The organism is Candidatus Amarolinea aalborgensis, assembly GCF_900491745.1.
Taxonomy (GTDB): domain Bacteria; phylum Chloroflexota; class Anaerolineae; order SSC4; family Amarolineaceae; genus Amarolinea; species Amarolinea aalborgensis.
On the sequence record NZ_UETR01000008.1, the window covers coordinates 91,502 to 117,550 of the forward strand.

Below are 26,049 nucleotides of genomic sequence, written 5' to 3' on the forward strand. Positions count from 1 at the left end.
CACAAAGCCGCCAAGGCCACGAAGGAATCGGTGTGCGCCCTGGCGTTGTGGCGTGAGCCATTGGGCTGCGGCTTGCCTGTGGTGGGTAGGTAGGAGAAAACGGTTGAACCCCTCGCCCACGATCGCGGTATGGCCGCGGGATCCACCGCGGGCGTCATCATTCAATCGTCCCTACGGGACGCAGCAATTTCCAATGCAGAGCATAGTCAACCACAAGGAGCACATGCGGGGGTGGGTGAACGCAAAGAAACGGCAGATTAAACGCAAAACAGCAGTTTTTTGTGTTCTTTGTGATCTCTGCGGCGAAAAACTCGGCCAAATTTGGAACTACTGTACGGGACGGCGCGCCGTCGCCGCAAACAGAAGCCGGGCTCCTTGCGGAAACCCGGCTTTTCCACTCAGCCACCTATGCGCGGGGCGCACACCCGCCAATGAAAATAGACCATGCGCGGCGATCCGTGACCATCCGCGGCCCATTTTGAGGCCAGTTACTCGCGCGGCCAGCCCGGCCAGGGCCAGTAGCCCCGCGCCGCCGAGCGGCAGCGGAACCAGCAGCTTCCCGGCGCTGCGCCAGCCCGACAGCCATTGGCTCGACACAGCTGACGCTGACCACCCGCGCCGCGCGGTTGCGCGGCGGCCTGCCAAACCGATGACCGGTTACTGGAGGGATTGGCTGCCGTGGCCGGCCTGCGCAGCCAGCGCCTCCACGGCCGCACCCACCTCGTCCAACGTTGCGGCGCTGTACGCAACATCTAGCAGAAACAGCATCTGTGGACCACGCAGGCGGCGAATGCGCAGCGCCAGGTCAGGCGGCAGTGCGCCAAAACGCTGGGTCAACTTCGCCAACACCAACTCGGCCTGGCCTTGCTGAAGGCCTTGCTGAAGGCCTTGCTGAAGGCCAATTCTTTCGACACTCGTAACATACTGCATACGCTTTTCCTCTTCGATCTCTTGCACATCTCGCCAGAAAGCCAATTCCTGGGGCCCCGGCAACTGCAATACCCAGTCTATGAAGCCAAACAGGTCCAGCACCTGCTGGCGATCATAGCCCAACTTGTACAGCCGCCTGGTCAGCCACAGCTTCCTACTCTGGCGCGCCGCCGGGTCGTGGCGCGTCTCCTGCGCCGTGAGATGCGCCATCACGACCGTGGCAAAGGGGTTGCGGCTGGCTTCCAGGCTCGCCCCCTGCGAGCGGTAGTCCAGCAGCTTGACCGCCGGAAAGACCAGGCTCGGCCGGCAACCCCACAGCTCGTAGCTGAATTCAGCGGGCCGCCAGCCATCCTTTTCGTCGGCCAGCACGGCCAGACTCGCCACGGGCCGCCGGTAGCGGTCATAAAGCCGGTAGTTGTAGACGTACATGCGCTCGGCGAACTCGGCTTGCTGCTGCCCTTGCACCTCCACATGCACCAACACCCACGTCTCCTGGCCGTCCTGCCGCCACACCTTTGCCAGGGTGTCAGCATAGCGCCGGCCCAACTCAGCGTCCCGGGTCACCTGCTGCAGCTCCTTGTCCAGGAACTCGTAACCCTGGCTCCAGTCTATATCACCATGGGCATCGGGGAAGTAGAAATCGAAGTCGAGTGTGAAGAAGGTTACGCGATGCAGCTCAAGCAAGAGCGGGATAATCTCTTTGTCTTTCAGGCCTTGCCGTCCAACGTCATACCCAATCTGGCGCATCGGAATACGCCAACTGCGCAGCAGTTGCCGCTGGCTCTCCGCCATATTCTCGTCGAGGATGTTCACATCACGACCGGCTGCAAAATGTACTCAGGCGCCGCATATTCGGGCGCGTGGTCAAGAAACGCCTGTCCTGCCAAGCGCACTGCCTCGGCGATCGCCTCCTTACTGATGCTACTGCGCCACTCGGCAATGATACTCTCCCAATCCATGCCCTCAGCAATCTGTTCCAGCACATGCGCCACCATGATGCGCGTACCGCGGAAGGTTGGCTTGCCGTGACAGATTTCGGGATCGGCAACGATGTAACGACCGATCATGCTTGCGCTCATCCAGACACCTCTTTTCGCCCTTGACGTACTTCTGCGGCAGCTCATATTTTTGCTCGCCCGGCCTGATTGTAGCATCATGCGTTCAAAACAACAAGCCCCCGCGCGCGGTAGAGGCAGCCCTGTGTGGCCGCCGCAGAAATTCTAACGCCACGGCGCCAAGCCGCAAGGCCGCAAAGCCCTCTTGGCGTCTTGGCGCCGTGGCGTCCTGGCGTTGCAGCATGTGGTTCTGGCTTGCCTGGGGTGGGCGCGGCAAGAAAAAAGTCGGGTTTCAGTGCGAAACCCGACTTTTCCACTCAGCCACCTATGCGCGGGGCGCACACCCGCCAATGAAAACAGACCATCCGCGGCCCATTTTGAGGCCAGTTACCCGCGTCGCCGCCGCGCGGCCAGCCCGGCCAGGGCCAGCAGCCCCGCGCCCGCCAGCGGCATGGCCCACGGCAGCGTGGCGACCGCGCCCGCGTCCAGCAGGCGCACGGCCGTCGGCGCGCCGTAGTCCACGCTCACCGGGCCGTGGCGCGTGGCCGCGCCGTAGATGTCCACATCCTCCACCCAGTAGAAGTAGGTCGTGCCCGGGGTCAGGTCCGCACGGTCTTCCCAGGTGTAGATGAAGCCGCCGGGGTTGCCCTGCGACTGCGACGGGATCAGGGTGTCGTTGAGCTGCCGATCCGGCGCGCTCGGATCTACGCCCCGGTAGAGGTTGAAGCCGCGGTTCTCCAGTTCGCTGACCGTCTCCCACGTCAGCAGCACCGCATCCCCCGTCTGCGCCGCGCTGAAGTCCGCCATCGTGACGGCCTGGGGGTTGCTTTCCATCAAGACATAGTCATCCGTCGTGTCTTCCGGACTCGCCGCGCCATCAATCCGTGTCGGCGTAAAGGATGTCGCCTGCACCGAGCAGTTAAGTTGCCCTGAAACACAGGTTGCGTTGGGTGTGGAAGCCAACTGGGTCCACGTGGTGCCGCTGGTGTTGCGCCAAACCTTGAGGTTGGCGGCCGATTGCCCCAGGTCGGCGCGCAACTCAGCGTAAGTATAGTAGAAGGTGGCAGACGCCGATCCCGAGGTCGTCACATCAATCAGATAACAGCGTCGCACTGGCCGGCTGCCGCTGGCGATGTCTGGACAGGTGCCAGTGGCTGGACGATCGCCGCTGACCCAAACAGTCGTGCTGCCAAAGTTATTGGCGGTCAGGTTGACACCGTAATACTTGGTCGCGCTGGCACTGTCGGTGATCTGAACGAAGTGAAAAGTGCCGCTGTTGAAGGCGTTTCTTGCCTGTCTGATCGTGCCGCTGTTGGCCACACTCCCCTGAACCGTGAGAGCCGTATTGCTATCCGTTTGTAGGATGAGACCACTGCCACTGCCAATCGTCAGGTTGCCACCCATAGGGCGAGTCCATGTGTTCGTGTTCAGCGAGAGCCAGGTGCTAGACGCCAGTTCGACGTTCTGTGGTACGCCCGGACTCGTTCCGACGGTAGTTCCGCCTTGTGCATCCCATTCCTCGTTCGAATTGTAGGGAGCTGACTCGGTATTACTGGTGTTGAACTTCAAAGTCGAGCCTGTGCCATAAATGGGACGCCCGTCGCCGCCTTGCTCCGCAACATAGCCATTGGCATTGATCGTGAAGGTGTCATTGATCCGCGCTCGTGAAGCACCGTCATAGAAATCAACGCCAATGCTCGCATCAACTTTGTAGAATGTGGGACCGCCTTTCACCTCAGCAATTGTTGAACCGAAACTGGAATCAAACATAACCGTTCCGGTATTGGCGTTGAATGTTCCATTTTTCAGAATACCGGGAGTACCGCCGTTTGAGCTGATCTTGAGCGTGTTAGTGCTCCCGCTGAATGTCGCTCCGGACTCAATCTCAAGAAAGTAGATAGCCCCCGGACTAATATTGAGGGTTACCGTGTGGCCATTCTTGATAGTGACGTAGTCATTTGTGGTTTGACCAGGATAACCACTGCCACAACCACCCCAGACTAACGGGTCGTTCCAATCCCCGGATTTATTAGTGTAGCAAGATGCCGCGCTGGCTTCTTGCGGCGCGAACGCTACCGCCATCACCACCAGCCACCCGGCAACCAAACTCAGGCGGATGAACTTGCTCGAAGCCTTCATCATTTCCTCCTCACACGCCGGATATTCCCCGGCAGGGTCTCACGTCGAGATGTTCGTCGAACACACGTCCGGCCGAATCGGTCCGCCTGGCCGGTGGGGGCGGGATGCACAGGCGGTGCATGCGCGCGGGCGCTCGCGGGCGAGCGGCCAACTGACAAAGCCAACCTGTAAACCCCGTCCAAGTTGGCGCACAAGGTGAGCCGCGGCGACAAACGCGCGTTCGGGCCGGGCTGGCCTGCCCCGCTGCCCCTGCTTTAGGGTCGCGCCGTGGTCTGACAATTCACATGACGGGCCCGGCCTGACGATCCAGGTCGCGCCAACGATTGCGCAGTCCACCTGCGTGGGCAGCGGACCGGTGAACGTGGCGCAAACTCTGTCACGGGGCGTCGTTCCGTAGCCCGGCGCTGGCAGGGTGCCCGGCGGCTGTAACGCGATGTTACGCAAAAGCAGCCACGGCCACTGGGCGCTCCTGCGCCCACGCGCGCCGGTGCAGCTTGATGCGTTCGATCTCGTGCAGGGTTTCGGCGGTCAAGTACGTTTCGCCGCAGTTGGGGCAGCTTACGATCGGAATGTTCTCAATGACGAGCAAATTCGCCCCATGCCCGTAGCTGCGCGAAACCCGGCGACTATGTGCACCTCTCTTGCCGCAAATATCGCATACCATAATCTCACCTACTACTCGCAAAAAACCGTAATCAGCACCAGCTTGCCAGTTGCGCCGAACGGCGAGCCGGTAGTCTCATTAGGAAGCATGATATGCACGTTTCAACGATAAATTGAAACCCTGCCCGCTTAACCTACGGCTGCCAATGCCCGGCGGCGAAGCTCAGGTCAAGGACGTTGAGAACACCGTCGCCATTCAGATCCAGGCGGGGGTCGTAGGCGCCGCCCCAAGCCGCGGCCACCTGCTGCACATCGGCCACATCCACATCATCGTCGCAGTCCACATCCGGCACGGCCAGGTTGACGGCCGCGGCCAGCGGGGTCGCCTGGCCCAGCTCATCGCGCAGGCTGGCCGTCACGCTGAGCTGCCCGCACGCGGCGCGGGTGGGGCTGACGACGCCGCTGAAGGTCAGCGTCAGCGGCGCGCCCACCGCGACCGTCCCCTGCCAGGTCAGCCGGCGCAGGATCGGGTCGTAGGCCAGGCTGGGCGAGGTCACGGAGACCAGGTCGCTGGGCAGGGTTGCGGTCAGCCAGGTGACGGCCGAGGGCGCGCTGCCGGTGTTGCTCAGGGTGAAGGTGTAGGTCAGGGGGAAGGCCGGCGGCGCCCAGGCGCGGGAAACCGCCAGGCTCGACGTGTTCAACTGCGGCGCGGCGCTGACCTGGCTGACCGCGTCGAGATCGGCCAGCGCGTTGCCCCAACTGCGCACCGCGACCGGCGCATGCAGCGTCGTGACGCCGGCCGGTAGGACCGGGTTCAGCGTCAGGTCGAAGGTCAACAGCGTGGCGCCGGGCGCAACGCTGGGCAAGGTCCAGGTCAGCACGCCGCCCGCGTCCACGGCTGCGGGCGCGCTGGCGCTGACCTGCCCGTATGCGTCCGCGTAATCCACGGCCACGGTGACGTCGGTGGCGGTGAACGTACCGCTGTTCTGCAAGGTCACGGTGTAGTGCAGGGTCTCGCCTGGCGCGGCCTGCATCGGGCTGACGGCGGCCGTCGAGGCGGCAAGGTCAACCGGCGGCAGGCGCAGCTTCAGCGCGGGGTCGCCGAAGAAGACCGAGGTGTCAATCACGTCATGGAAGCTGCCCGCATGGCCGAAGTAATACGCCTTGGCCGCGTCCACGGCCAGGCCCACGCGGCCGATGCGCTGGCGGAAGATCGCCTGCGTCAGGCCCTGGTCGAGCACGAGCAGCGCGTCGCCCACGTGCAGTCCGCTGGGCGAAAGGTCGGCCACCGAGCCGCGCTGCGGGGTCAGCAGCAGGGTTTCGGCCAGCGATTGACCGATGTTCGACACAAGTAGATTGATGAAGTAGCCGGTCCAGCACGCGTAGGTGACGCTGAACGGCCAGGTGTCATTGGCCGCGAGCGCGGGCGGGTCGAAGGTGTTGAACATGGAGACGGAGCCCCAACGAAACCGCGAACCATGCCCAAACCATTGCACCAACAGGGCGTCATTGTTGAACGCCGCCTTGATCGCCGCGCGCATGGCGTCGCCGCTGAGATAGTCGCGGTTGTAGTAGATCATGCGGTCGTCGTACGGCGCGGGCAGCCAGTTCAGGCGCACGTCATCGCTGAAGGCGTGAAAGTCGCCGGCCGGATCCACGTTGCTGTCCGCCACAAAGACCACGCGCTGCTGCCAGTCTCCCGCTGGCGCGGTTGTCTCATAGGCCATGATCTTGTTGATGGCCGCGCTCACATCGGCGGGGGTTCTGGCCGGTATGCGGCCGATCGCCATATCGGGCAGGTAGTCGTCCGGGCCATCCACGCTGACGTAGCGATTGTCGGCCGCGGTCTCGCCCAGCCAGGGGTCAATGTGGATCAGGTAAGGTGGGATCAGGTTCGGATAGGTCGTGCCGCTGACGCCGGTGAAGTCGTAGTGGCCGTCGCCCACCAGGAGCACATACTGCGGCGGATTGGGCGCGCCGCCCGCGCCGGGCGTGCAATCCGCGCCGTTCCAACAGTGATACGCGTAACTCAGGAAGCTGCGAATCGCCTCCGGGTCGCGGCGGCCGGCGCTGAACTCATCGTAGATGTCTTGCACATCCACCTTAGCGACTCTCAGGCCTTCGGCCGTGCGATGATCCAGCAGCGGCTGGATGGCGTTCCACAGTGAGCTGTGGACGATGGCGATGTAATCAGCCTGGTGATCCTGCGAGCGCCAGGTGGAAGGGGCATCTGGCTCGATGGCCAACGGAGGCAACAACGCCGCTTCGCTGCTCAGGGCGTAGGTCGGGCCGGGCAAATCCGCGTCCCAGAAGTGCAGGGTGTACGCGCCGTTGACGGGCGCGGCCTGCGTGGTCGTCAACTGCACGGGCGCGCGCGGATCGCGCACGTCGTAGACCTGCACCTGCGGCGTGCTGAAGCCGGCCACGGCCACGTCGTTCGCGCCCGGCGCTGCGGCCTCGATGAAAATGCGATCGCCTTCGGCCTCGGCCAGGGCCGGATAGGTCAGCTCCACCCAATCGGGCGAGACCGAGTAGAAGTCAATGCCCGGTAGCTGCGCAACGGCCGCGGTCAGGCTCACCCGGTTCGGCGCGCCGTCCAGCCAGGCCGCCGGTAGGTCGGCCGTCGCCGTGTAATACGTCAGTCCTTCCCATTGGTACGTGCCCACGGCGTGGCTGTTCAGACGGATAGCGATGGACTTGTCGGGATTGGCTGGCCGATCCGCGCCGCCTTGCAGCGCCGCGCGCAGCTGCATCACGCCGCTGGTCAAGGGATCGTCCAGGACCAGGTCGTAGGTGCGCGTAATCGTCGGGCTGCTGGTCGAGGCATCGGGGGTGAGCGGCGTGTCGAACCAGTGATCGGCGTCCTGCGGCCGCGGGAAGTCGCTGCGGTACTCGGCGTTTACCTCCGCGCGCAGGGTCTGCGTGATGGTCGTCACCAGCGGCTCCGCGCCAGTGGCGAGCGCGGCGCGTGTCGTCATGCGCAGCCCGGCCGCGCCGCCGTAGGTGAACCAGGCGACGTTGCTGGCCTCGTAGCGCCCCAGGTACGGCTGCGCATAGAAGATCACCAGGTCGCCGGGGTCGAAGCGGCCATCCCCCTCGCCCGTCACCTGGATGGCGATCGGCTGTCCGAGATAGCTCATGGCGAAGGTCGCCGGATCGGTGGTGGTCACCGGCACGCCGGCCGCGATCAGGTTGTTGTAGGTCAGACGATAGAGGCCGCGCGTCGTCGTGCGCACGCGCAGCGCGCCGGATCCGGCTGGCGGCGCGGGCGCGGGAGATGCTGGCGGGGCCGCACGCGGCGTCGAGCCGGTGGGCATGACCCGGATCGTGATGGTCAGCTCAGGATGGTAGCGCAGCGCGCCGCGCACGGGATTATATTGAAAGGGAAAGACACGCAGCGGCAGGAGACGCCGCCCGCGCTGCACCTGCACCGGGCCGGCCGCCGCCAGTGAGGCCGGATAGAAGGCATCGGCCCCGTAGATCGCCGGATCGGGCCGGTCCGTCGTGGGCACAGAGGTCGGCCAGTCGTCCGTGCTGGCCCAGCCGCCCGCGGGGATCGGCGGCAGATCGGGGACGGGGACGGCCGCGACGTGAACAGTCGTATCCAGGATTCGCCCATTGGCTGCATCCACGGCAATCTCCCAATCGCCGTCGCCTGGCAGTTCCACGACCTCGCTCCACACCGGCAGCGCCGGCGCGCCGGGCGCATCATTCACACCGTAGCCGGGGACCGCCAGGCCATCGCCCGTGATCTGGTAGGCCGGGGTCGCCAGGTGGCGCGTCCACACCCAGGTCGGCGGCGCGGGTTGGGCCAGAACGAGGCCCACGTTGGCCGGCGACCAAAGGAGGGAGAGCGCCAGCACGCACCCAAAGGCGCGGCGCAGGCGAGAAAGGCGCCTGGTCCATGAACTCGACACGATGAGAGCCACCTCAGCGAGCAGCAGCGGTCATTGGCAGCCGCCGCCGCCGGACGCGCTGAACGGCCCCAGGGAACCGGGCAGGGTCGTCCACGGGGCGCCGCCGGGCGGCGTCCCTTCGGCGCGGGCTTCCAGCGGGCGCTCCAGGGTGATGGACGGCTCTTCCCACATTTTCTTGACGAGGGAGGATGGTTGATCGTGACTGAGCAGGGAATCTACATGGTTCATAATGAAAGCTCCTCTTCTACACTTCCTTCCAGGGCGATTGAAATCGCGCCTGATGGGCGCACCGCCGGGCGTCCACCGACGTGGACGCGATGCCGGTCGGCGCAGGCCGACCTGGCGAGTGAAACCTCATCTTCTACATTTTTTTCCAGCGATTGAAATCGCGCCTGATGGGCGCACCGCCGGGCGTCCACCGACGTGGACGCGATGCCGGTCGGCGCAGGCCGACCTGGCGGCGGCACGCCCTTGCGGCCCGAATTCATTCGGCGGCTGCAGTCGGCGCCGGGCGCCTCGGCAGTTGCCCAGATATCATGATAATCATCGCTGCTTACACAGCGGCGGTTAGCAAACACTACGTCGCAAGCGCCAGGCTCTGTGACGCCAGATGCACAACGGGAATCGCCTCGACCCGCTCCGGCTTGCGTTTGCCAGTGGCAATCTCATGCACAGTGTGCAGGATGTCTGCATTGTAGTACCGATTGCCACATTCGTCACAAATGCCAACGACCACATTCTCCAACCGCACAAACCCCAATTTTTAGCGAGTGAGAATCCTCCGCTGTTGCTTGTGCTGGAATGATTTGTGCGGTATCAAGCCAATCAACCCGCGCAAGGCTTGATTGACGCTTTCTGAGTCAGGAAAATACTCACGCACGTCTGGCGCCAATAAGACCGCCCCTTCTTCAAGGGTAAAATACTGTGTGGTAACGCTACCGTCTTCCTGGTGTATCCTGACCGTATGCCCTTGCTGATATGCGTGGTGATATTTGCCGCGTACCCCTGTCTTGCCGCTAAAATCATATTCGGGTAACATTTCTGCTTCTGTTTCACGCTGCTGGATCTTCATAGGTCTTCCGTTCTGCCGCTGTAGCCTTGCGGCTGCTGATAATGCGAATCAGGATCTCGCCCTCTGTCTCGTGCTCGGTATGCACGACCAGCAACAGCCGTTGTTGAATGGAATAGCCAATGCTGATACATCGTTCTTCCGTTTCCGAATGGAGTTCATCGGGATATGTCAGTTGCCCAGGATCATTGAACACAGTTTTGGCTTCTTCCAAACTCACCCGGTGCTTTTTTAGGTTAGCCCGCGCTTTGCGGGCATCCCACTCAAAAATGAGTTTCATGGCGACCTGCGGCTATTTTGAAGATGACTCCGAACGCTCGACCGTAAAGGCCGGTATTAGCGAACGAGCAAAGGAATGGCAGACACCACGCCTCGTTTCGTTTCCCCGCGGCCCACCGGCGCTGCGCTGTGGTTCTTGGCCTGCAGCGGCGTCTCGGGGATCGCGGCCTCCGGATGCACCTGCGCAAAGCGGGCCTGCGCCTGTTGGCAGGCCAGCAGGTGCCCGCCATACGGGTCGCCGTGCTCCTTCCACGCCAGCCCGGCGCAGCGCCCCTCGCAGTAGGCGTTCAGCGGGCAGACCCGACATTCCGGCAGGTTCGCCAGCGTATGGCGGTCGCGCAGTTCGTTGAAGATCGGCGCGCCGCGCCAAATCTCGTCGAAGCGCTGCTGGCGCAGGTGGCCGGCCGGCACGCGCAGCTCGATGCACGGAAAAACCTCGCCGTACGGACTGATGAGGCACGAGGAGAGTCCGACCTGGCAGGTGCGTGACGTCATTGGACGCACCTGCGGGACAAAGGGGCTGCCGTCTGCCAGGAAAAGACCGGTGATTTGCGGCCGCGTGAGTTGATGCTGGCTGGCGCGCGGCGCGCCGTCGTCGGCCGCCGAAATCTTGAACACCTGCTCATAGTATACACCCAATTCTTGCGCCAAGTCAAGCATCTGCTGGCGCTCGGCCACATTCAAATCGAGCAGCAGGGTGTTGAGCTTGACGCGCACGCCGCGTTCCTGCAGCAGGCGTACGCCGCGCAGCACGCGGCTCAAGGTGCGCCGGCTGCCGGACACGGCGTCGAAGGTGGCCTCGGTCGCGCCCAGCAGGCTGATGTCCACCTGCACCGGGTCGAGGCCGGCCAGGCGATCGGCCGTCTCCGGGGTCAACAGGGTCGCGTTGGTTTTCAGGTCGAGCGCAAAGCCCAGGTCGCGCGCGCGTTCGGCAATCGTGAAGAAGTCGCGGCGGGTCAGAATCTCGCCGCCCGTCAGGGTCAGGCGCAGGACGCCGGCCGCGGCCAGCTGCTCCAGGATGTCCAGGCACTCGGCCGTGGTCAGTTCCGGCGCAGCCTGCGGCACGTTGTAGCACATGATACAGTCGAGGTTGCAAGTGTGCGTCAGCTCCCACAGGACGCTGAAAGGCACGTGCGTGGCGCGCAGATGAGCCAGCAGCGCGTCGAAAGCGTCCGCGGGGCCGTCCGCGCGACCGCACGCGTCGAAACCGTGGTCGCTGGGATCCGCAGGGGTTGGCAACGCGGCGGAAAGGCCGGTCAGTTCCATGGCTCAGCTCCAACTCAACAGCGATTTGGCAACCAGGTCCGCGACAAAATCCTGGGTGCTTTGGCGGGCGTGCGCCGCGTCCACCTCATACTCGGCCGCCAGGATGGCCGCAATCGCGTCCACGGTGCGCGTGCCATCGGCCAGCTCCCAGATGCGCGAGCCAACCGGGTTGAGCATGCGGATCATGTGCTCAGCCGGGCTGATAATCACAGCCTCGCCGCTGAAAACCCGCGCCGCGGTGCGTGGATGGTGAATCGGTTTGCGATCGTCGCTATCAAGCATAGTTTTTCCCCGTGTCGTCATGTTGAACTGCGTTGGATTGTACCGGGCTGAAGATCGGTTGTCAACGGGCCCCCAACTGCCGGGCAATTCCGGATTGGGCAGCGATTGAAATCGCGCCTGATGGGAGCGCCGCCGGGCGTCCAACCTGCGTGGACGCCGTGGGGTCGGCGGCACGCCCTTTCGCCCCGCATTCATTCGGCGGCGTTCTCAGGCGGCTTGCAGGAACTCCCACAGTTCAGTCGTGGGCCGAAAGGCGAGGCGGTAGACAGGTACGGCGGCGACGAGCGCGGCCACCACGTCAAGCCAGGCGTCTGCGCTCGATGCGCGTTCGGCGGCGATTTTTTCCGTTCCGAGCAGCGCGAGCGCGGCCTGCGCCGGCGTCAGACGGGTCAGGCGAAAGTCGGGCGCGTGCTCCAGCGCGTAGAGCGCGACCAGCGGCGCCTGCCGGTTGACCCGCCGAATGCGCTCGGATGGGGTGCTCATGCCCCAGAAGGGCGTGCTCAGCAGCGCGGGGCCGTCGGGCAGGCGCTGCAAAATCACGTTTTCGTCGCTCAGCACCTCGGCCGTCGCCGGCGCCAGGCTGGCCACGGTCGTCTTGCCCGCGCCCGATGGGCCAAAGAAAACATGCCCGCGCCCCTCCCAGGCGACGCCCGCCGCGTGCAGGAGGATGCCCTGCCCCTGCCGCGGCAGCATCTGCAGGAGGATGAAGACCAGGGCGCGTTCGAGCGCGGCCGCCGCACGCGCCGGCGTGGGGGCGCTCACCGCAGCCCGCTGCTGCGCCAGGTCCACCCAGCCGGCCGATGCGCCGACATGGAAACGGGTTGCTAATCCCTGGTGCGTCACCCAGTCTGGCGCTTGCACATCCAGGGTGGGGTCAACCCGCAGGGAGATCAGCCAGGCCGCGGGCGCGGCGCTGAGAAATGCGGCATAACGCGCGCGCAGGTCCTGCGTGATGGCCGCAGGCGCTTGAATGGTCAGGGGCAGGCCGGCGATAGCCAGCGTGAACGCGTCAACCATAGGATGGCCTCACGGGGGCGAACCGCGCCGCGGCGCGCTGCTGGCGCCGGCGCACGACTGTTTCTGGCAGCCAAAGCAGGCTGCGCAGTCCCAGCCAGGCCGCATAGCGCACGCGTTGGCGGCCGCCAAACGCCTGCCAACTGACCCAGGCGCGCCGCCAGACGCGGCCAGGCTTTTCGTCCCCCAGACCGATCATGCGCTGCTCCCACGGCTGGCGCGGCGCCTTTTGCAGGCGCTGCGTTACCGCCGGCGGTATGGGGGTGTCCAACTGCGCCTGCGCCGACGCCAGGCGGCCGGCCAGGACCGTGGTCAGCCCCCAGGCCGCAGCGCGGGTGAGAACCATGTCCCAATCCAGCGCGGCCCGGCGCGCCAGCCGATCAACATCCAACAACCAGAGGAGACGTGCATCCGTGCTGTGGTGAAAAGCGACATGCGCGCAGCTGTGCAGCAGCAGCGTGGCCGGGTCTGGCACATAGGCGCCTGGCAAGCCTGGCGCCGGCATGGCTGTGGCCCAGATGTCGGCGATTGGGATGGCGTCAATGTAGTAGGGCAGCTCAACCAGCGTCCAGTGCAGCTCGATCAGCAGCCGCCAGCGCTCGGGCGTGCGGCAGATCAGCGGCGCTTCAGCCCGGTAGCGGCGCTGCCAGGCCGAGAGCCAGAACAACCCCTGGGCTTCGTAGCCGCGGGCGGCCAGGATACGCAGCGCCGCATCCACCTGGCCCGGCGGCGTCAGCAGATCGAAGTCATTGATGGGGCGCTCGGCCGGGCTGTCATACACGAGGCGGCCGAGGGCCGCGCCCTTGAGAAGCATCACCGGGATGTCGGCCGCGGCCAGGGAGGCGACGACGTGGGCCAACTCATTTTCGAGGAAGTAGGTGCGCACGCTGGATGCCTGGAAGGCCGCGCTGAGCGCAGCGCGCGCGCCGGGCGGGATTTCACCCCAGGCGGCGGTAGCGCGCAGGCGCGCATAGGCAAAGGGCGCCAGATCGTGCGTCAGCAGCTCGCGGCCGAGCAGTTCCCAGGCCGCCGCCGTAAGAGGGGGGAGCGCCGCGCCTGCGGTCAGGCTGGCGAGGAAGCCAGCCAACGAAGGTTGAGTCAAGGGGCGAACCAGGCGGGGGTGCGCGGCGGCCACGATGTCCATCTCCCGCGCCGCGCCTTGCGCTGCGGCGACCCGGCGCCATCGTGGATCACCTGGCGTCTTTCACCGGCTGCCGGCGCGACGGCAGCCGCCGGCTCCAGCGCTCCCACAGCTCACGCCAGCGCGGGGTTCCGCCGGCAGAACCGCCGCCTGGCTTGCCGTCATCCGAGGAGTGGTAGCGGCCGTGATAGTAGTAGTAATAGTAGTAACCGCCGCCGCTGGTTGGCAGGCGGTTGAGGATGGCGCCCACCACGCGCGCATTGACGCGGCGCAGAGCCTCCATGGCCCGTCGCGCAGCCTCACGCCGCGTGACGCCCGAATCCAGGATCAACAAGACGCCGTCGGTCTGGGTGGCAAGCACGGCGGCGTCGGCCAGGGCCGTGGCCGGCGGGCTGTCCAGGAGCAGGATGTCGGCCTGGCTGCCCAATGCGACGAGCAGCTCGCGCATCCGTGCAGACCCCAGCAGTTCGGAAGCATTGGGAGGCAAGGGGCCGGAGGTCAGCACTTGCAGTCCGGGCACGGTGGTTTCCTGCAGCAGGCCGTCCAGGTCGGGATGCTCCTCCAGCAGCGCGCTGGTGACGCCGCGGTTGTTGCGCAGGCCAAACAGCCGATGCAAACGCGGCCGGTGCAGGTCGGTATCCACGAGGATGACGCGCTCGCCCGCTTGCGCCAGGGCCGCGCCTAGGTTGGCCGCAGTCAACGATTTGCCCTCGCTGGGCGACGGGCTGGTGATGAGAACCGCCTTGAGGGGGCGGTCCACGCCTGCGAAGCGCAGATTGGTGCGCAGCACGCGAAAGGCCTCGCTGGCTATCGAGTGGCTGCTGGCGATGACGGCCAACTCGCCTTGCGTGGCCGTCTCCGCCATGACCGGGATGGCGCCCAAGGTGGTCAGCCCAAGGTTCTTCTCTACATCGTCCGGGTTCTTGAGCGAATCGTCCAGGTATTCCAGTAAGAAGGCCGCGCCCGCGGCCAGGATGAAGCCGATCACGGCCGCCAACAGAATCGTGGCTGGCTTATTCGGCCCGATGGGGGAGACCGGCAGGGCGGCCGCCTCGATGACGCTGATGGTGTTGATCGCACCCTGCTGTGTGTTGCTCAGCAGTGCGGCGTAATTGGCCTGCAAGGTGGCCAGCTTGGTCTGCAAGCCGGCAATCTGGGTTTGGGTGTCGGCAATCTGGCGTGCGCTAAACAGATTGCCCAGGTCTGTTTGCTTCTTGGCAATCTCGGCTTGCGTATCCTTGATTTTGACTTCCAGGTCGTCGAGCTGCGTCTTGATGAAAGCCTGGCGCTGGTCCATCTCGCTGCCGGACTGCATCGGCGTCTGCAGAATGAGCTGATTGGCCAGTTCGCCGGCGACGGCCCGCGCACGCGGGGGCGAGGTGTCCACCACCGAGATTTCAACGAGCTGGGTGTTGGGCACCACGCGCACCGTATAATCGGGCAGCCAGGTCAGCCCCAGCGCGGCCTTGGTCGCATCTTGCACGGGCGCGCGCTTGGCGATATCGGCATAGGTGCCGGCCAGCTGCTGCATCAACCAGAAATCGCTGCCGTTGGGATTCGGGTTTTCGATCGCGCGGCCCACCATGATCGTGGTGCGCGTCTGGTAGATGGGCGCCTGCCGGCTGGTGGCGATCAAGCTGGACAGGGTTGCCACCAGCGTCGCGGCGACGATCAGCCACCACCATTTGCGCAGGGGTAGGATATACTCTTTAAGTTCCACGAATTGTTGTCCTTAAATAGACAGGGTTAGCGACAGTATAGCAGAAATGGGCCGCGCGCACAAAGCGCACGTCGGGGCAGGGCGGGCTTCGGGCGATTGAGGCTTCGTCGTGAGCGGCTCGACCGAGCTCGCCGAGGTCTCAGCCGAACGACCGCGGCAACGGTTGCCAAGCTCGCCATGGCGATTTTGGCAGTAGCCAAAGCGCCGGGAGCTGCGCCCCGAAATTCAGATGCAAGCCCCGGCGGGCTGCCAGCCGCCGGAGGCCAAAGGCCATCCGCCCACGAGGTGCAAGCCCCGCCGGGGCTGTCAGCCGCCGGAGGCCAAAGGCCATCCGGCTACCAGGTGCAAGCCCCGCCGGGGCTGTCAGGCGCCGGAGGCCAAAGGCCATCCGGCTACGAGGTGCAAGCCCCGCCGGGGCTGTCAGCCGCCGGAGGCCAAAGGCCATCCGGCTACCAGGTGCAAGCCCCGCCGGGGGGCTGTCAGCCGCCGGAGGCCAAAGGCCATCCGGCTACCAGGTGCAAGCCCCGCCGGGGCTGTCAGGCCCGATAGGGCCTTCCACCTCGTAGCCCGATCCGTTTACGGTCGGGCGGCGTGAGCTGCGCCGACGGCCGCCGAATGAATTCGGGCCGCAGGGGCGTTCCGCCACGAGGCCGGCCTGCGCCGGCCGGCCGCCAACCCCTCCGGGGCTGTCAGGCCCGATAGGGCCTTCCACCTCGTAGCCCGATCCGTTTACGGTCGGGCGGCGTGAGCTGCGCCGACGGCCGCCGAATGAATTCGGGCCGCAGGGGCGTTCCGCCACGAGGTCGGCCTGGCGCCGACCGACCGCCAACCCCTCCGGGGCTGTCAGGCCCGATAGGGCCTTCCACCTCGTAGCCCGATCCGTTTACGGTCGGGCGGCTCGTAGCCCGATCCGTTTACGGTCGGGCGGCTCGTAGCCCGATCCGTTTACGGTCGGGCGGCGTGAGCTGCGCCTATCGAATCCAAACCGGATTCCAATCGTTGTAGGGTGATTCGAGCAGCCGGGTTTGGTCGGAGCCGTCGGCGTTCATGATCCAAAGCTGGCGGCGACCGGTCTCGCGGTTGGACCAGAAGACGATGCGCGCGCCGTTGGGCGACCACGACGGGCTGCGATCCGCGGCCGGATTGTCGGTCAGGCGTTGGCGATCGGTGCCGTCCGGTCGCACCCGGAAAATCTCGTCGTTGCCCGTCTCCTGGGAGACAAAAACGATGAAATCGCCGCGCGGCGACCAATCAGGCTCGAAGCTGGCGCGAGGGCCGGTGGTCAACGGCCGCAGCGTGTTGCTGATGGTGTCTTGGATGAAAATCTGCGGAATGCGCTGCGCATCCTCCTGCACCAGCAGGGTGAAGGCGCCGTCAGGCGAGCGGCTGGCCGCGGCCAGCGCCAGGGGATAGGGCCAGGCCTGCGAAAGGAAGGCGAGGCGGCGCGCGTTGGGGGCATAGGCCAGCAGGGTCGGCGCGCCCTCACGGTCGCTGGTGAAGAGAATGTACGCGCGCAGGTCATCGGGCAGCGCGGTAGGCGCGGCGGTTGGGGCCGCAATCGGCGCTGGCGTCGCGGCCGCGGCTGGCGGCAGCGCATCGCCCGGCACGGGTGTGCGCAGCACCAGCAGCGGCACAGAGGCCGGCACGATCACCGTGGCGTTTGGCGGCAGCGGCGTGAACGTGCCGGTAGTGACAGCGACCAGGGTGGCGTACGCGGCTTGATACACGGCGGTCGCGGCATTGGCCGGGAAGGGCGTCGCCGTGAGCAGGAGCGGAACCGGGGTGGGCGTGGCAACCACCACGTTCCAGGGCCAGGGTGTGGGGATGCCGGTGGTCGCAGCGACCGCGGTGGCCGCGCGCAGTTGCGCTACCGCGGTGAGCACATTCTGCGGCACAGCTGTGGGCAGCACGATCACAGGTGTGACCGCATCCGTGGGAACCGGCGTAAATGTCCCGGTCGTCACGGCCACGGCTGTGGCGTAGAGAGCGTTGGCGGTGGCTGTGACTGCGTTGCCCGGCGTAGGCGTATGCGGGACCACGGGCGGCTTCCCGGCCTGCAGGGCCAGCGCCTGCACGGTCGCCAGGTTGGCGGGAATGGGGCTGGGCGTCACCACGCGGTAGGGCAGCGGCGTGGGCGTGCCCAGCGCAGTCGCGGCGGCTGTTGCGGTCTGGATGACGGCCGCGGCGGTCAGGATATTGGCCGGTGCGGGGGTCAACGTCGCCACGATCACGGCGTCGGTGGGCAGCGGGGGCGCGGTGGCGGGCGGCGGGCCGAGGCTGACAACCAGCAGCGGCGGGTTGCCGGCCGTCGCCGGGCCGCCGCCACTGTCCCAGGCAAAGAGCGTATCGTCGCCGCCGGTTGGCCCGCTGAGGCGCAGGATGACCGCGGGCGCGCCATCCGTCACCTGGGCCGCCAGCCAGGCGCGCGCGGCGGCGTCCAATGTCCAGGCATTGACCGTGTTGGGCGCCAGGTCGGCGGCGCTCAGGACCGGAAAGAGGCTAACCGCGGCCGGCGCATTGAAGACGGCCTGGAAATCAGCGCGGGCCAGGTCTGGCAGGGCTTTGACGGTCAGAAGCTGCACGGACCAGGCGCCGCCCGCGCGGGCCTGGAAACGCTCGGCGTTGAGTCCGCTGAGGCGCAGGGTGGCCTCGCGCACCGCCGCGCCGCGCGGCAGCCGGCTGATGTCGAAGCGCGCCAGGCTGATAAAAACCTCTTGCTTGAAGTAGCCCGCGTACAGGAACGAATCGCCCAGGTGATTGCCGCGCGCCTCGCTGCTGGTCCACCAGCCGGCCTCGCCGGCCTTGGGGCTGAGCGTCAGCACCTGGCCGCCCGCTTCCGGCGTGGGCGTGGCAAACAGGATTGGCTGCACGACTGAGGGCGGCGTCAGCGTGGCGACAGGCGCGGCGCTCGGCGTGACGGCGGACGGCGTTGTCAGCACCACGGCGGTGGCGGGCGGAACGGGCGGACTGAGCAGGTCACGGCCGTAGACAAAGACCGCCACCAGCAGCAGCAGCCCCAACGCGGCCCAGGGCAGCAGGCGGCGCCAGTCGGCGGGCCGCGTTGGGCGGGTTTCGACCGGCGCCGGGGGCGCGTCCGGCGGCGCGGGCGCGAGGAAGAACGGACAGCCCCCGTGCTCTGCGGTCAAGCAGACGCCGATCTGATACGGTACATCGGGCGCGCCCGGCGGGTTCTGCGCGTAGCAGCGATGGGACGCCGTGGCCGTGGTGTGGGTCGTCGTGCGGTCCCCGGCCAGGCCGAGGAAGGGACAGGTACTGGTAGATTGGGTCATTGATTAAGCCATGAATGAGATGAGGCTAGTTGTCACTTCGGCGATTCCATTTCCTCGGTTCGGCGCGTACGCACCCACGATAGATTTCCGCGCAGAAGCAACGCCCTTGCGCCAACCCATACTCGCCACAGGGCGTACACAGGCCCGCGGATGAGTGCTCGGAAAGCACTTCGTGGTGCGCGTTCTGCCACAAGGCCGACAAATGGGAATGCAACGGCCGAGGCTGTCAGGCTGACTGCCCCAAAGAATAAAAATCGGGGAATCAGACCTTGAAGGGTCAAGACAGCCGACAAAAGCGTGGTCATAGCGGCCAGGACGGCCAAGGTAGAAAACGGAGGCAGCAGCAGATCCAGCGCGAGGTCAAACGCAGCGGCATTACGCTTGCGGAGCGCTGCTGCCAGTAACGGTCTCAGATACTGTTTCTGTATCTCGACCACGCCTCCATACCAACGCAACCGCTGCGGCGTCGCGTCTTTCCACATGGTTGTTGCCTGTCCAGCGCTCACGGCATCCGGTTCATACACAACCCGGACACCCTGAATTGTCAAATATATTCCGTACTCTCGATCTTCCGCGAGTGAGCTGGCCTCTGCCCATGGATAATTCTCAAGCACGCTGCGATGAAAACACATTGCATCGCCCATCAAGCGCGCCGAGAGACCCAGGTTTGCTTTGGCCTGGTTGCGAATACGGTTATTCAGGCGCATGTCTGCATCAGCCAGAGCACTGAACGCCCCGTCCGAGGGGTTCGAAATGACATGCCGGCCTTGAATTACCCGTGCACCGGCATTCAATACGTTGTTTGTTTGTCTTAGAAACTGCTGGTCAACCCTGCTATCAGCATCAAACACGACAATCGCATCGTACAACTTGGGATCCGCCAGAAGCTGCCAAAATAGCCACCCCAAGGCGTATCCCTTGCGCCCTCGTGGACCGACCTCGCGCGGATGGATGAGCGCGCCGGCCGCGGCGGCCGCGGATGCTGTGTCGTCTGCACAGTAGTCGGCGGCTACGTGCACATCGAAACATTCGCGGGGATAGTTGGATTGAAGTAGTCGGCGAACTGAGGCGCCGATGACAGCTTCTTCGTTATGCGCAGGAATAGCGACGGCAAGGCGCAAAAATCGGTGAGATAAGTCTCGACGAGTAGTTCTTTTACCGCCGAAGGCGAGAAGAATGTACAAATAGGCCAGTCCAAGCCCAATCAGGGTTAAAACGATTGTAAACGAGACGGTCAATAGGCTGGTCATTTCAATTCCCCGTCAACTTCATAAGGAGATTAAAGATCGAGGCTCCCCAGGGGGCGCCATCTTGAATCTGTCATCCTCAATCTTCCTCGCCTTCACTTTCCTTGCAGCTTGCAGATCACACCCACGGTCTTGAGCGCGATCAGTGAGTCCAGGTAGAAGCTGGCGTGGCGGACGTAGTACAGATCGTACTCCAGCTTGGTGCGGGCGTCGTCCACGGTGTTGCCGTAGCCATAGCGCACCTGCGCCCAGCCGGTGATGCCGGGTTTGACCGCGTGCCGCGCGCGGTAGAAGGGAATCTGGCGCGCCAGGTCGTCCACAAATTCGGGCCGTTCGGGCCGCGGGCCGACCATACTCATCTCGCCGCGCAGCACGTTGATGACTTGCGGTAGTTCATCCAGCCGCGATTTGCGCAGCCAACGGCCAACGCCGGTAATGCGCGGATCGTCCGCGACGGCCCACACCGCGCCCGTGTCCCCTTCTGCGTCAGGGCGCATGCTGCGAAACTTGATCACCTGGAAGAGCCGACCCCCACGCCCCACGCGCGTCTGGCGATAGAAGAGCGGGCCTGGGCTGTCCAGGCGGTTGCCCAGGGCCACCAGTGGGGTGAGGAGGCCCAAAATCACGAAGAAGCACGCGCCCACGAGCAAATCCATCACGCGCTTGCACGGCCAGAAGAGGCGTTCAGCCGCGTTGCCCTCGTCAATGGGCAGCACGGCGTGCAGATTGCGACCGGCATGTTCCACCGGCACCCGCCCCAGCAGGCGTTCGTACAACGACGGCATGGTGGTTACACGGCGGCCCTGCTCGCGGCAGGCCAGCAGGGCGTCGAACGCCTCCTGCGACATCGCCTCCCGATTGGTGATCGCCAGCACCACTTCATCCACCGCCAGCGTCGCGGCCAGCCGCGGCAGGTCGGCGCTGCTGCCCAGGATGGGGATGCCAGCCACGGCGCCTGCGGCGTGTTTGACCAGGTCATCGTCCACGAAACCGACGATGTGGTAGCCGGTGCCGCGGAAGGGATTGGGCGCGGCGTGAGATTCGAGCGCGGACAAGGCGGCAGCCAGGGACTGACCGGCCCAGCCCGCGCCGAGCACCAGCGCACGCACCTCGAAGCTGGGCTGCACGAAGAACACGGCGTAGAACCCGCGCCAGAGTGCAATGCTGGACGCGGCCAAGGCCATGGCCAGCACGACCAGGCTGCGTGTGTCCAGGGGCGGCGCCACGATCGGGATGGCCTGGTAGAGGAGGAGGGTCACGAGCGCGGCCGGCGCCGCGCTCAGGATGCTGTGCGGCGCACTGGCCGCGCGCGCCAGGTCGTAGCTGTCCAGCAGGTGCGAGACGAGCCACCAGGTCAGGGCCAAAGCGATCCACCAGCGCCACATCGCCACGAAGGCGCCTGGCGCGGCGAGCCAATCGGTGCGCAGGCGGATGGCGAAGACCACGGCCGCCAGCAGCAGGAGGAAATCAACCACAAACAGCAGAAGTCGCCTTTCGGAGGCGCGCAAGCCGAGGCTCGGCAACGCCAACCGGGGAAAGCCCACCCGCCGGGGCATGGGGCGACTCGGGGTCGCGGGCAGTGAAGGTGTTTGGTCAAACAGCATCGCTTGTCTCCACGGGAATACGGGCACGTGTCTACGAAAGTCAGGCGCCGGCCGGGAAAGAGCGCCGCAGGACATGGGGGCAGGGGCCAGTGCACTGCCGACAGCCTTCGATCGAGGGCCTGGCGTAGGCTCACGCCAGGTACAAGGTTGAGAGCACCTCCTCTTCATGGCGGCGCTGTTGGTCAAACCACGCACGGCCAGCCGCGCCCATCGCGGCCAGGCGATCAGAATCGGACAACGCCTCGCGCAGGGCGTGGGCCAGCGCGGGCGGATCGTTGGGGGGAATCACCCAACCGGTCTCGCCTTCGATCACGGCTTCGGGCAGGGCGCCGGTGCGGGTGACGATCACCGGCACGCCGAAGCGATAGGCCGTGGCCACCAGGGCCGACTGCGTGGCATCGCGATAGGGCAATACCAGCAGGGCGGCCCTGCGGAACAGTTCGATCCCCTCCGCATCGGGGATGCGCTGGTTGCGCAGCTCCACGCCCGCAGGCAAAGCCGGCAGCGCCAGGTCGTGGGCGACAGAACCGGCCAGGATGAGGCGGTGGGGCCACGCCGGGTTGGCGCCGGCATCAGCGGCGCTGAGCAAAGCCCAAGCCGCCAACAAGGTGTCAATACCTTTGTACCACGCCAAGCGGCCAAAGAATATGACATGGCGCGGTTGAGCGGGCGAAAATTGTGTCCGCGCGGCGGCCGCCTGATATTCGGCAGCATAACCCCAAAAACCGTGCAGCAGCGGCGCGAACGTGACCCGGCCCGGCGGCAGGCCCTGCGCCAGCAAGCGGTCGCGGTAACGGCGGCCGTGCACCAGGATGCGGCAGCCGGAGGCGAGAATCAACCGGTTCCAGAGGCGGATCAGCCCGGCGAAGCGCACGCCAGCGTGCGGGTCGAGATCGTGCAGCGTGTGGATGACCGGCGCGCCGCGGCGGCGCAGCGCGTAGACCAGGGGGAGATTCCAGGCGTGAACGCCGGTGAAATGAAAGATGGTGGATTGGGAACGGGAGGTTGAAGATTGAAGATTGAAGATGACAGATTGAAGACGGCGGTAGGCGACGAGGTCCAGGCCCTCGCGGCCAAAGCCGGTGGTTCGGCCGCTGATCGGGGTGTGAATCTGGACGGCCGGGCTGTAGCGGTCGCGTGGGAAGGCGGTCGTGGTTACGACGGTCGCGCGCAGGCCATCTTCCATCTTCTGAACATCGGGGGGCGATGTCTCGAATCTTGAATCTGCCGTGCGGTTGGCCAGGTCCGCGGTGTACTGGTGCATGCCGAAGGTAGGGGAGAGCAGGACGTAGACGATGGGCATGGTGAAATGTGATATTGGACGCTAGACGGATAGACAGATCAAGCTATAGAGCATCAAGGGCAGAGCACAAGAGATGCAGGCATGTGAAAGCTGCCGGAGTTGCATTAACCGAGCGGAGTTTCATCGCTTGCCCATGCCCGGACTTCATGCTAGAATTAGCAATAGAAATAGAAATAGAAATAGAAATAGAAATAGAAATAGAAATAGGAAACGACTCGCCTTTCAATCGGTGGAACGCATGGATGATCAACCCAAGCTGGATTTAGCAGGCCTGACGGACTATCTGGCCAGACAGGATGACATACTGGCTGCCTACCTGTATGGCTCAGTTGCGCGCGGCCAGGCGAATTGCTTAAGCGATGTTGATGTGGCCGTGCTGTTGGCTGCTGGCCCGGACCACCAGGCGGTGGTAGAGCGACAGATGATGTTGATGACGCACCTGGACCACTTCTCTGACCGTCAGGTGCAGGTCACTGTGCTAAACCATGCGTCGCCGCAATTGGCTTACGAGGTGATCCGGGATGGCCGGCTGTTGTACGAAAGCGATCGGCTGGCGCGTATCCAGTTTGAGGTTTGTGCCATGAAGATTTACTTTGATTTTCAACCGGCCCTCAACGCATATGATCGCGCATTGACCAAACGCATCCAGGAGGTGGGCCTTGGCTCCAGGAAACGGCGTCATCCGAGCACGCTTGGCGTTGCTGAACGAGTACGTGAGCGACTTGCGGGAGTTGCAGGCCGTTGATTTTACCACGTATGTCGAAAACAAATTGATCCGGCGTTCAGTTGAGCGCCTGCTGCACCTGGCGGTTGAGGCCAGCCTTGACATCGGACAGCACATCATCGCCCAGGAAGGATTTCGCCGGCCAGCCGATAACCAGGACGTATTCACGGTGTTGGCCGAAGAGGCGATTGTGCCTCCCGACCTGCTGTCCCGTTCGATCGCCATGGCGAAGTTCAGGAATCTCATCGTCCACGACTATGCGCGCATTGACAACAACGTCGTATTCGGCATCCTAAAACGGCGATTGGGCGACCTGGAAGCCTATGCTAAAGCGATTATTGCCTACCTCGAAGAATCTTCCTCTGCCCCCTGATTCCTATCGCCTGACCCTTTGTCCCCGCTTCTCCGATTCTCTATGGTTCCAGAGCCAGCGATCGGACGGTTTCACCGAGGAGTCGGTGAGATACAGGACTTTCATAGGCTCTGTCGGTTGGCTTGCGCGTGGCGCCCAGCCAGCAGCCGGGCATACAAGTCAATCAACGCCAGCGCCGCCAATGGCATCAAGCAGGCGTCCGTAGGTACGCGGTAGCGCGCCGTGGGCCACGAGAGCAGGTAGGTAGCCGCGGTGACGGCAAAGAAGAGCAGCGGCAGCGCCCATCGGCGCAGTTGAGGCCGCGCCAGGTACAAGCCGTAGAGCGTCAGCGGCAGCAGCAGGCCGAACGACAGGGGGCGCTGCAGGTTGCTGACCAGGCTGGAGTCGGACGACGGCCAGAACTTGAAGTATTCCTTGGTTCGGCTCAGGGTGAGCAAGGCATAGCGGCCTGGGTCGGCCAGAATGAAGCCGATTCCCCGGCGCATCAGGGCGGAGTCCATCTCTGCCTCGTTGCGGCCTTGCAGGTCCGCCGGAATCGGCGCCACCGAGTTCTCCGAGCGCCAGAAAGACCCCAGCGCCGGGTTGTTCGACGAGTAGAACGCATAGCCCGCGTTGGAGTTGAGCAGCAGGAAGCGGCCGTAGACCCGATAGTTGCGGATGGTGAACGGCGCGATGCACGCGATCAGCACCGTTCCCGCAATCAACAGGGAGGCCAACGTTCGGGCGCTTGAGCGTTGGAACGTGCGAACGTTGGTCCACAGCAGCCACGCGAACAGCACGGGGACAAACGGCAGAATCGCCTGGCGCAGCAGCGCGGCCAGCCCCAGGCAAAGCCCCAACAGCGCCGCACGGCCGAGAGATGGCTTTTCCACGAGCCGATAGGCCATCTCCAGGCCGGCCAGGGCGGCGACCATGAAGAAGGATTCGGTCATCAGCGCGGCGCTGTAGTACACAAAGTAGGTGTAGACCGCAGCGATGCCGGCTGCGACCAGGCCCGCCCGTTCCCCGAAGACACGCCGGCTCAGACTGTAAACCAGCAGGCATGTGGCGGCGCCGACCAGCACCGCCTGGATCAGCCGCGCCATGAGCGGGTGGACGCCAAAAACTCCATACACGCCGGCCAGGTAGGTTGAGTAGGCGAAGGACCAATGGGCGGTCGGTGTGTTGGCCGGCGTGAACGGGTACCAACCTGCATCGAACGAATAGCCGTGGCCGGTCAGCAGGCGGATTGCCAGGGCGTGGTACGAAATCTGATCCTGGGTGCCCGGCAGTTCCACAACGTGGTCACCCATGAGCAGGGCGACGCCGACGCGCAGGAGGACGCTCAGCAGCAGGATGGCGATTAGCCAGCGATGGGTGGGTTTGGGTATGCTCAAGATGGAGCGCTCAGATCAGTCCCAACTCGCGCAGCACGTCCAGCACGGGCGGCAGGGGCTGCTGCCACAGCCATTCGACGCGCAGCCCGAAGCCGGGCAGGACGGTCGAGCGGTATTCGCCCTCGGCGCCGGCGAAGGCCAGCCGGTAGCGCTCACCTTCCAGGCGGTAGAACTCGGCCCACTGGCGCTGCGGGTCCAACAGCCAGTACTCCGGCACGCCGCCCGCCTCGTACTCGGTGAACTTCTCGCCCCGGTCGCGGCCGACGCTCTCCGGCGAAACGATCTCCACCACCATGTCGGCCGGGCCGTCCAGGTAGCTACTGCGCAGGCGGTCCTGGTGCTCAGCCGCGACAAAGAGCAGATCAGGCTCCCGGCTGGAGCGGGCCAGCTTCATCTGGAACGGCGCCGGCAACACCACACCGAGCGCGTGGTGTTCCACAAGGGCGCGCAAGACACTGTTGAGAAAACCGCTTATATCCTGGTGAGGCCTCGATGCGGGACTGGTCATGACGATTTCTCCATCTACCCACTCGGCCAGGGCGTCCTCGTCGGCCCAGGCCAGGAACTCCTCATACGTCATACGGTCGGGCTGGGCAGGCGCCTGCAGCACCGCCAGCAGCCGGCGGCGCAGGGCCGCCTCTTGCAGCGACGCGGCCGGCTGGGGAGGGACAAGAGAAGCGGCGTGTTGTTCGACAGTCAGCGTTGTCATAGGTCACC

21 protein-coding genes are annotated in these 26,049 nt (G+C 64.9%); 2 read left to right on the plus strand and 19 right to left on the minus strand.

Going from position 1 to position 26,049, the window contains the following annotated elements; translation table 11 throughout:
• Nucleotides 1–657: 657 nt before the first annotated feature.
• From ACPQ6D_RS12490 to ACPQ6D_RS12570, 17 genes are all read right to left on the minus strand, one after another.
• A complete protein-coding gene (locus ACPQ6D_RS12490; protein ID WP_423224663.1) occupies nucleotides 658–1,743 on the minus strand; it encodes a DUF4351 domain-containing protein in 1,086 nt (361 codons plus the stop codon).
• Nucleotides 1,740–2,009 carry a DUF433 domain-containing protein gene (locus tag ACPQ6D_RS12495; RefSeq protein WP_423224664.1) on the minus strand — a complete coding sequence of 90 codons (270 nt, stop codon included), beginning with the start codon at nucleotides 2,007–2,009 and terminating at the stop codon, nucleotides 1,740–1,742. The genes ACPQ6D_RS12490 and ACPQ6D_RS12495 overlap by 4 nt, the downstream gene beginning before the upstream one ends.
• A 363-nt stretch (nucleotides 2,010–2,372) precedes the next feature.
• Entirely contained in the window at nucleotides 2,373–3,755 is a 1,383-nt protein-coding gene (locus ACPQ6D_RS12500) for a hypothetical protein (RefSeq protein WP_423224665.1), read from the minus strand.
• Between the two features lie 805 nt (nucleotides 3,756–4,560).
• The gene (locus ACPQ6D_RS12505) at nucleotides 4,561–4,788 is read right to left on the minus strand and encodes a type II toxin-antitoxin system MqsA family antitoxin (RefSeq protein ID WP_423224666.1); all 228 of its coding nucleotides are present in this window, start codon (nucleotides 4,786–4,788) and stop codon (nucleotides 4,561–4,563) included.
• A 133-nt stretch (nucleotides 4,789–4,921) separates the two neighbouring features.
• Nucleotides 4,922–8,644 (minus strand): C25 family cysteine peptidase, encoded by a 3,723-nt coding sequence (locus tag ACPQ6D_RS12510; RefSeq protein ID WP_423224667.1) that lies wholly within the window; start codon nucleotides 8,642–8,644, stop codon nucleotides 4,922–4,924.
• Between the two features lie 30 nt (nucleotides 8,645–8,674).
• Nucleotides 8,675–8,872: a hypothetical protein gene (locus ACPQ6D_RS12515; RefSeq protein ID WP_423224668.1), complete on the minus strand. Its 198-nt coding sequence runs from the start codon at nucleotides 8,870–8,872 to the stop codon at nucleotides 8,675–8,677.
• A gap of 535 nt (nucleotides 8,873–9,407) precedes the next feature.
• Nucleotides 9,408–9,716 (minus strand): hypothetical protein, encoded by a 309-nt coding sequence (locus ACPQ6D_RS12520; RefSeq protein ID WP_423224669.1) that lies wholly within the window; start codon nucleotides 9,714–9,716, stop codon nucleotides 9,408–9,410.
• Nucleotides 9,697–9,993 (minus strand): BrnT family toxin, encoded by a 297-nt coding sequence (locus ACPQ6D_RS12525; RefSeq protein WP_423224670.1) that lies wholly within the window; start codon nucleotides 9,991–9,993, stop codon nucleotides 9,697–9,699. Before ACPQ6D_RS12525 ends, ACPQ6D_RS12520 begins: the two co-directional genes overlap by 20 nt.
• Before the next feature lie 56 nt (nucleotides 9,994–10,049).
• Entirely contained in the window at nucleotides 10,050–11,258 is a 1,209-nt protein-coding gene (locus ACPQ6D_RS12530; RefSeq protein WP_423224671.1) for a radical SAM protein, read from the minus strand.
• 3 nt (nucleotides 11,259–11,261) lie between these two features.
• Nucleotides 11,262–11,540 (minus strand): PqqD family protein, encoded by a 279-nt coding sequence (locus ACPQ6D_RS12535; protein ID WP_423224672.1) that lies wholly within the window; start codon nucleotides 11,538–11,540, stop codon nucleotides 11,262–11,264.
• Nucleotides 11,541–11,747: 207 nt separating this feature from the next.
• The gene (locus ACPQ6D_RS12540; protein ID WP_423224673.1) at nucleotides 11,748–12,557 is read right to left on the minus strand and encodes a hypothetical protein; all 810 of its coding nucleotides are present in this window, start codon (nucleotides 12,555–12,557) and stop codon (nucleotides 11,748–11,750) included.
• Nucleotides 12,550–13,698, minus strand: a complete 1,149-nt coding sequence (locus ACPQ6D_RS12545) for a nucleotidyltransferase domain-containing protein (protein WP_423224674.1) — start codon at nucleotides 13,696–13,698, stop codon at nucleotides 12,550–12,552. The genes ACPQ6D_RS12540 and ACPQ6D_RS12545 overlap by 8 nt, the downstream gene beginning before the upstream one ends.
• Nucleotides 13,699–13,744: 46 nt before the next feature.
• A complete protein-coding gene (locus ACPQ6D_RS12550; protein ID WP_423224675.1) occupies nucleotides 13,745–15,415 on the minus strand; it encodes a polysaccharide biosynthesis tyrosine autokinase in 1,671 nt (556 codons plus the stop codon).
• A gap of 971 nt (nucleotides 15,416–16,386) precedes the next feature.
• Entirely contained in the window at nucleotides 16,387–18,705 is a 2,319-nt protein-coding gene (locus tag ACPQ6D_RS12555; RefSeq protein ID WP_423224676.1) for a TolB family protein, read from the minus strand.
• A 32-nt stretch (nucleotides 18,706–18,737) separates the two neighbouring features.
• Complete coding sequence (locus ACPQ6D_RS12560; protein WP_423224677.1) at nucleotides 18,738–19,955, minus strand: glycosyltransferase family 2 protein; 1,218 nt, start codon at nucleotides 19,953–19,955, stop codon at nucleotides 18,738–18,740.
• Nucleotides 19,956–20,047: 92 nt separating this feature from the next.
• Nucleotides 20,048–21,556, minus strand: a complete 1,509-nt coding sequence (locus ACPQ6D_RS12565; RefSeq protein ID WP_423224678.1) for a sugar transferase — start codon at nucleotides 21,554–21,556, stop codon at nucleotides 20,048–20,050.
• Nucleotides 21,557–21,686: 130 nt separating this feature from the next.
• The gene (locus ACPQ6D_RS12570; RefSeq protein WP_423224679.1) at nucleotides 21,687–22,859 is read right to left on the minus strand and encodes a glycosyltransferase family 4 protein; all 1,173 of its coding nucleotides are present in this window, start codon (nucleotides 22,857–22,859) and stop codon (nucleotides 21,687–21,689) included.
• A 238-nt stretch (nucleotides 22,860–23,097) separates the two neighbouring features.
• On the opposite strand from ACPQ6D_RS12570, the gene mntA reads away from it, so the two are divergent.
• Together mntA and hepT are read left to right on the plus strand one after the other, a co-directional pair.
• Nucleotides 23,098–23,604 carry a type VII toxin-antitoxin system MntA family adenylyltransferase antitoxin gene (gene mntA / locus ACPQ6D_RS12575; RefSeq protein WP_423224680.1) on the plus strand — a complete coding sequence of 169 codons (507 nt, stop codon included), beginning with the start codon at nucleotides 23,098–23,100 and terminating at the stop codon, nucleotides 23,602–23,604.
• Nucleotides 23,573–23,956, plus strand: coding sequence for a type VII toxin-antitoxin system HepT family RNase toxin (gene hepT, locus ACPQ6D_RS12580; RefSeq protein ID WP_423224681.1), 384 nt, complete (start codon nucleotides 23,573–23,575; stop codon nucleotides 23,954–23,956). The genes mntA and hepT overlap by 32 nt, the downstream gene beginning before the upstream one ends.
• 101 nt (nucleotides 23,957–24,057) lie before the next feature.
• On the opposite strand, the gene ACPQ6D_RS12585 is transcribed toward hepT, so the two are convergent.
• Nucleotides 24,058–25,332, minus strand: coding sequence for a glycosyltransferase family 39 protein (locus ACPQ6D_RS12585; protein WP_423224682.1), 1,275 nt, complete (start codon nucleotides 25,330–25,332; stop codon nucleotides 24,058–24,060).
• A 10-nt stretch (nucleotides 25,333–25,342) separates the two neighbouring features.
• Complete coding sequence (locus ACPQ6D_RS12590; RefSeq protein WP_423224683.1) at nucleotides 25,343–26,041, minus strand: Uma2 family endonuclease; 699 nt, start codon at nucleotides 26,039–26,041, stop codon at nucleotides 25,343–25,345.
• Between the last annotated feature and the right edge of the window lie 8 nt (nucleotides 26,042–26,049).

Coding starts and splice junctions, on each gene's coding strand:
- ACPQ6D_RS12540 (WP_423224673.1), bottom strand. CDS start 12,557: ATGGTTGACGCGTTCACGCTGGCTATCGCCGGCCTGCCCCTGACCATT.
- ACPQ6D_RS12505 (WP_423224666.1), bottom strand. CDS start 4,788: ATGGTATGCGATATTTGCGGCAAGAGAGGTGCACATAGTCGCCGGGTT.
- ACPQ6D_RS12495 (WP_423224664.1), bottom strand. CDS start 2,009: ATGAGCGCAAGCATGATCGGTCGTTACATCGTTGCCGATCCCGAAATC.
- ACPQ6D_RS12515 (WP_423224668.1), bottom strand. CDS start 8,872: ATGAACCATGTAGATTCCCTGCTCAGTCACGATCAACCATCCTCCCTC.
- mntA (WP_423224680.1), top strand. CDS start 23,098: ATGGATGATCAACCCAAGCTGGATTTAGCAGGCCTGACGGACTATCTG.
- ACPQ6D_RS12570 (WP_423224679.1), bottom strand. CDS start 22,859: ATGCCCATCGTCTACGTCCTGCTCTCCCCTACCTTCGGCATGCACCAG.
- ACPQ6D_RS12545 (WP_423224674.1), bottom strand. CDS start 13,698: ATGGACATCGTGGCCGCCGCGCACCCCCGCCTGGTTCGCCCCTTGACT.
- ACPQ6D_RS12590 (WP_423224683.1), bottom strand. CDS start 26,041: ATGACAACGCTGACTGTCGAACAACACGCCGCTTCTCTTGTCCCTCCC.
- ACPQ6D_RS12530 (WP_423224671.1), bottom strand. CDS start 11,258: ATGGAACTGACCGGCCTTTCCGCCGCGTTGCCAACCCCTGCGGATCCC.
- ACPQ6D_RS12535 (WP_423224672.1), bottom strand. CDS start 11,540: ATGCTTGATAGCGACGATCGCAAACCGATTCACCATCCACGCACCGCG.
- ACPQ6D_RS12525 (WP_423224670.1), bottom strand. CDS start 9,993: ATGAAACTCATTTTTGAGTGGGATGCCCGCAAAGCGCGGGCTAACCTA.
- ACPQ6D_RS12520 (WP_423224669.1), bottom strand. CDS start 9,716: ATGAAGATCCAGCAGCGTGAAACAGAAGCAGAAATGTTACCCGAATAT.
- ACPQ6D_RS12565 (WP_423224678.1), bottom strand. CDS start 21,556: ATGCTGTTTGACCAAACACCTTCACTGCCCGCGACCCCGAGTCGCCCC.
- ACPQ6D_RS12555 (WP_423224676.1), bottom strand. CDS start 18,705: ATGACCCAATCTACCAGTACCTGTCCCTTCCTCGGCCTGGCCGGGGAC.
- ACPQ6D_RS12560 (WP_423224677.1), bottom strand. CDS start 19,955: ATGACCAGCCTATTGACCGTCTCGTTTACAATCGTTTTAACCCTGATT.
- ACPQ6D_RS12500 (WP_423224665.1), bottom strand. CDS start 3,755: ATGTTTGATTCCAGTTTCGGTTCAACAATTGCTGAGGTGAAAGGCGGT.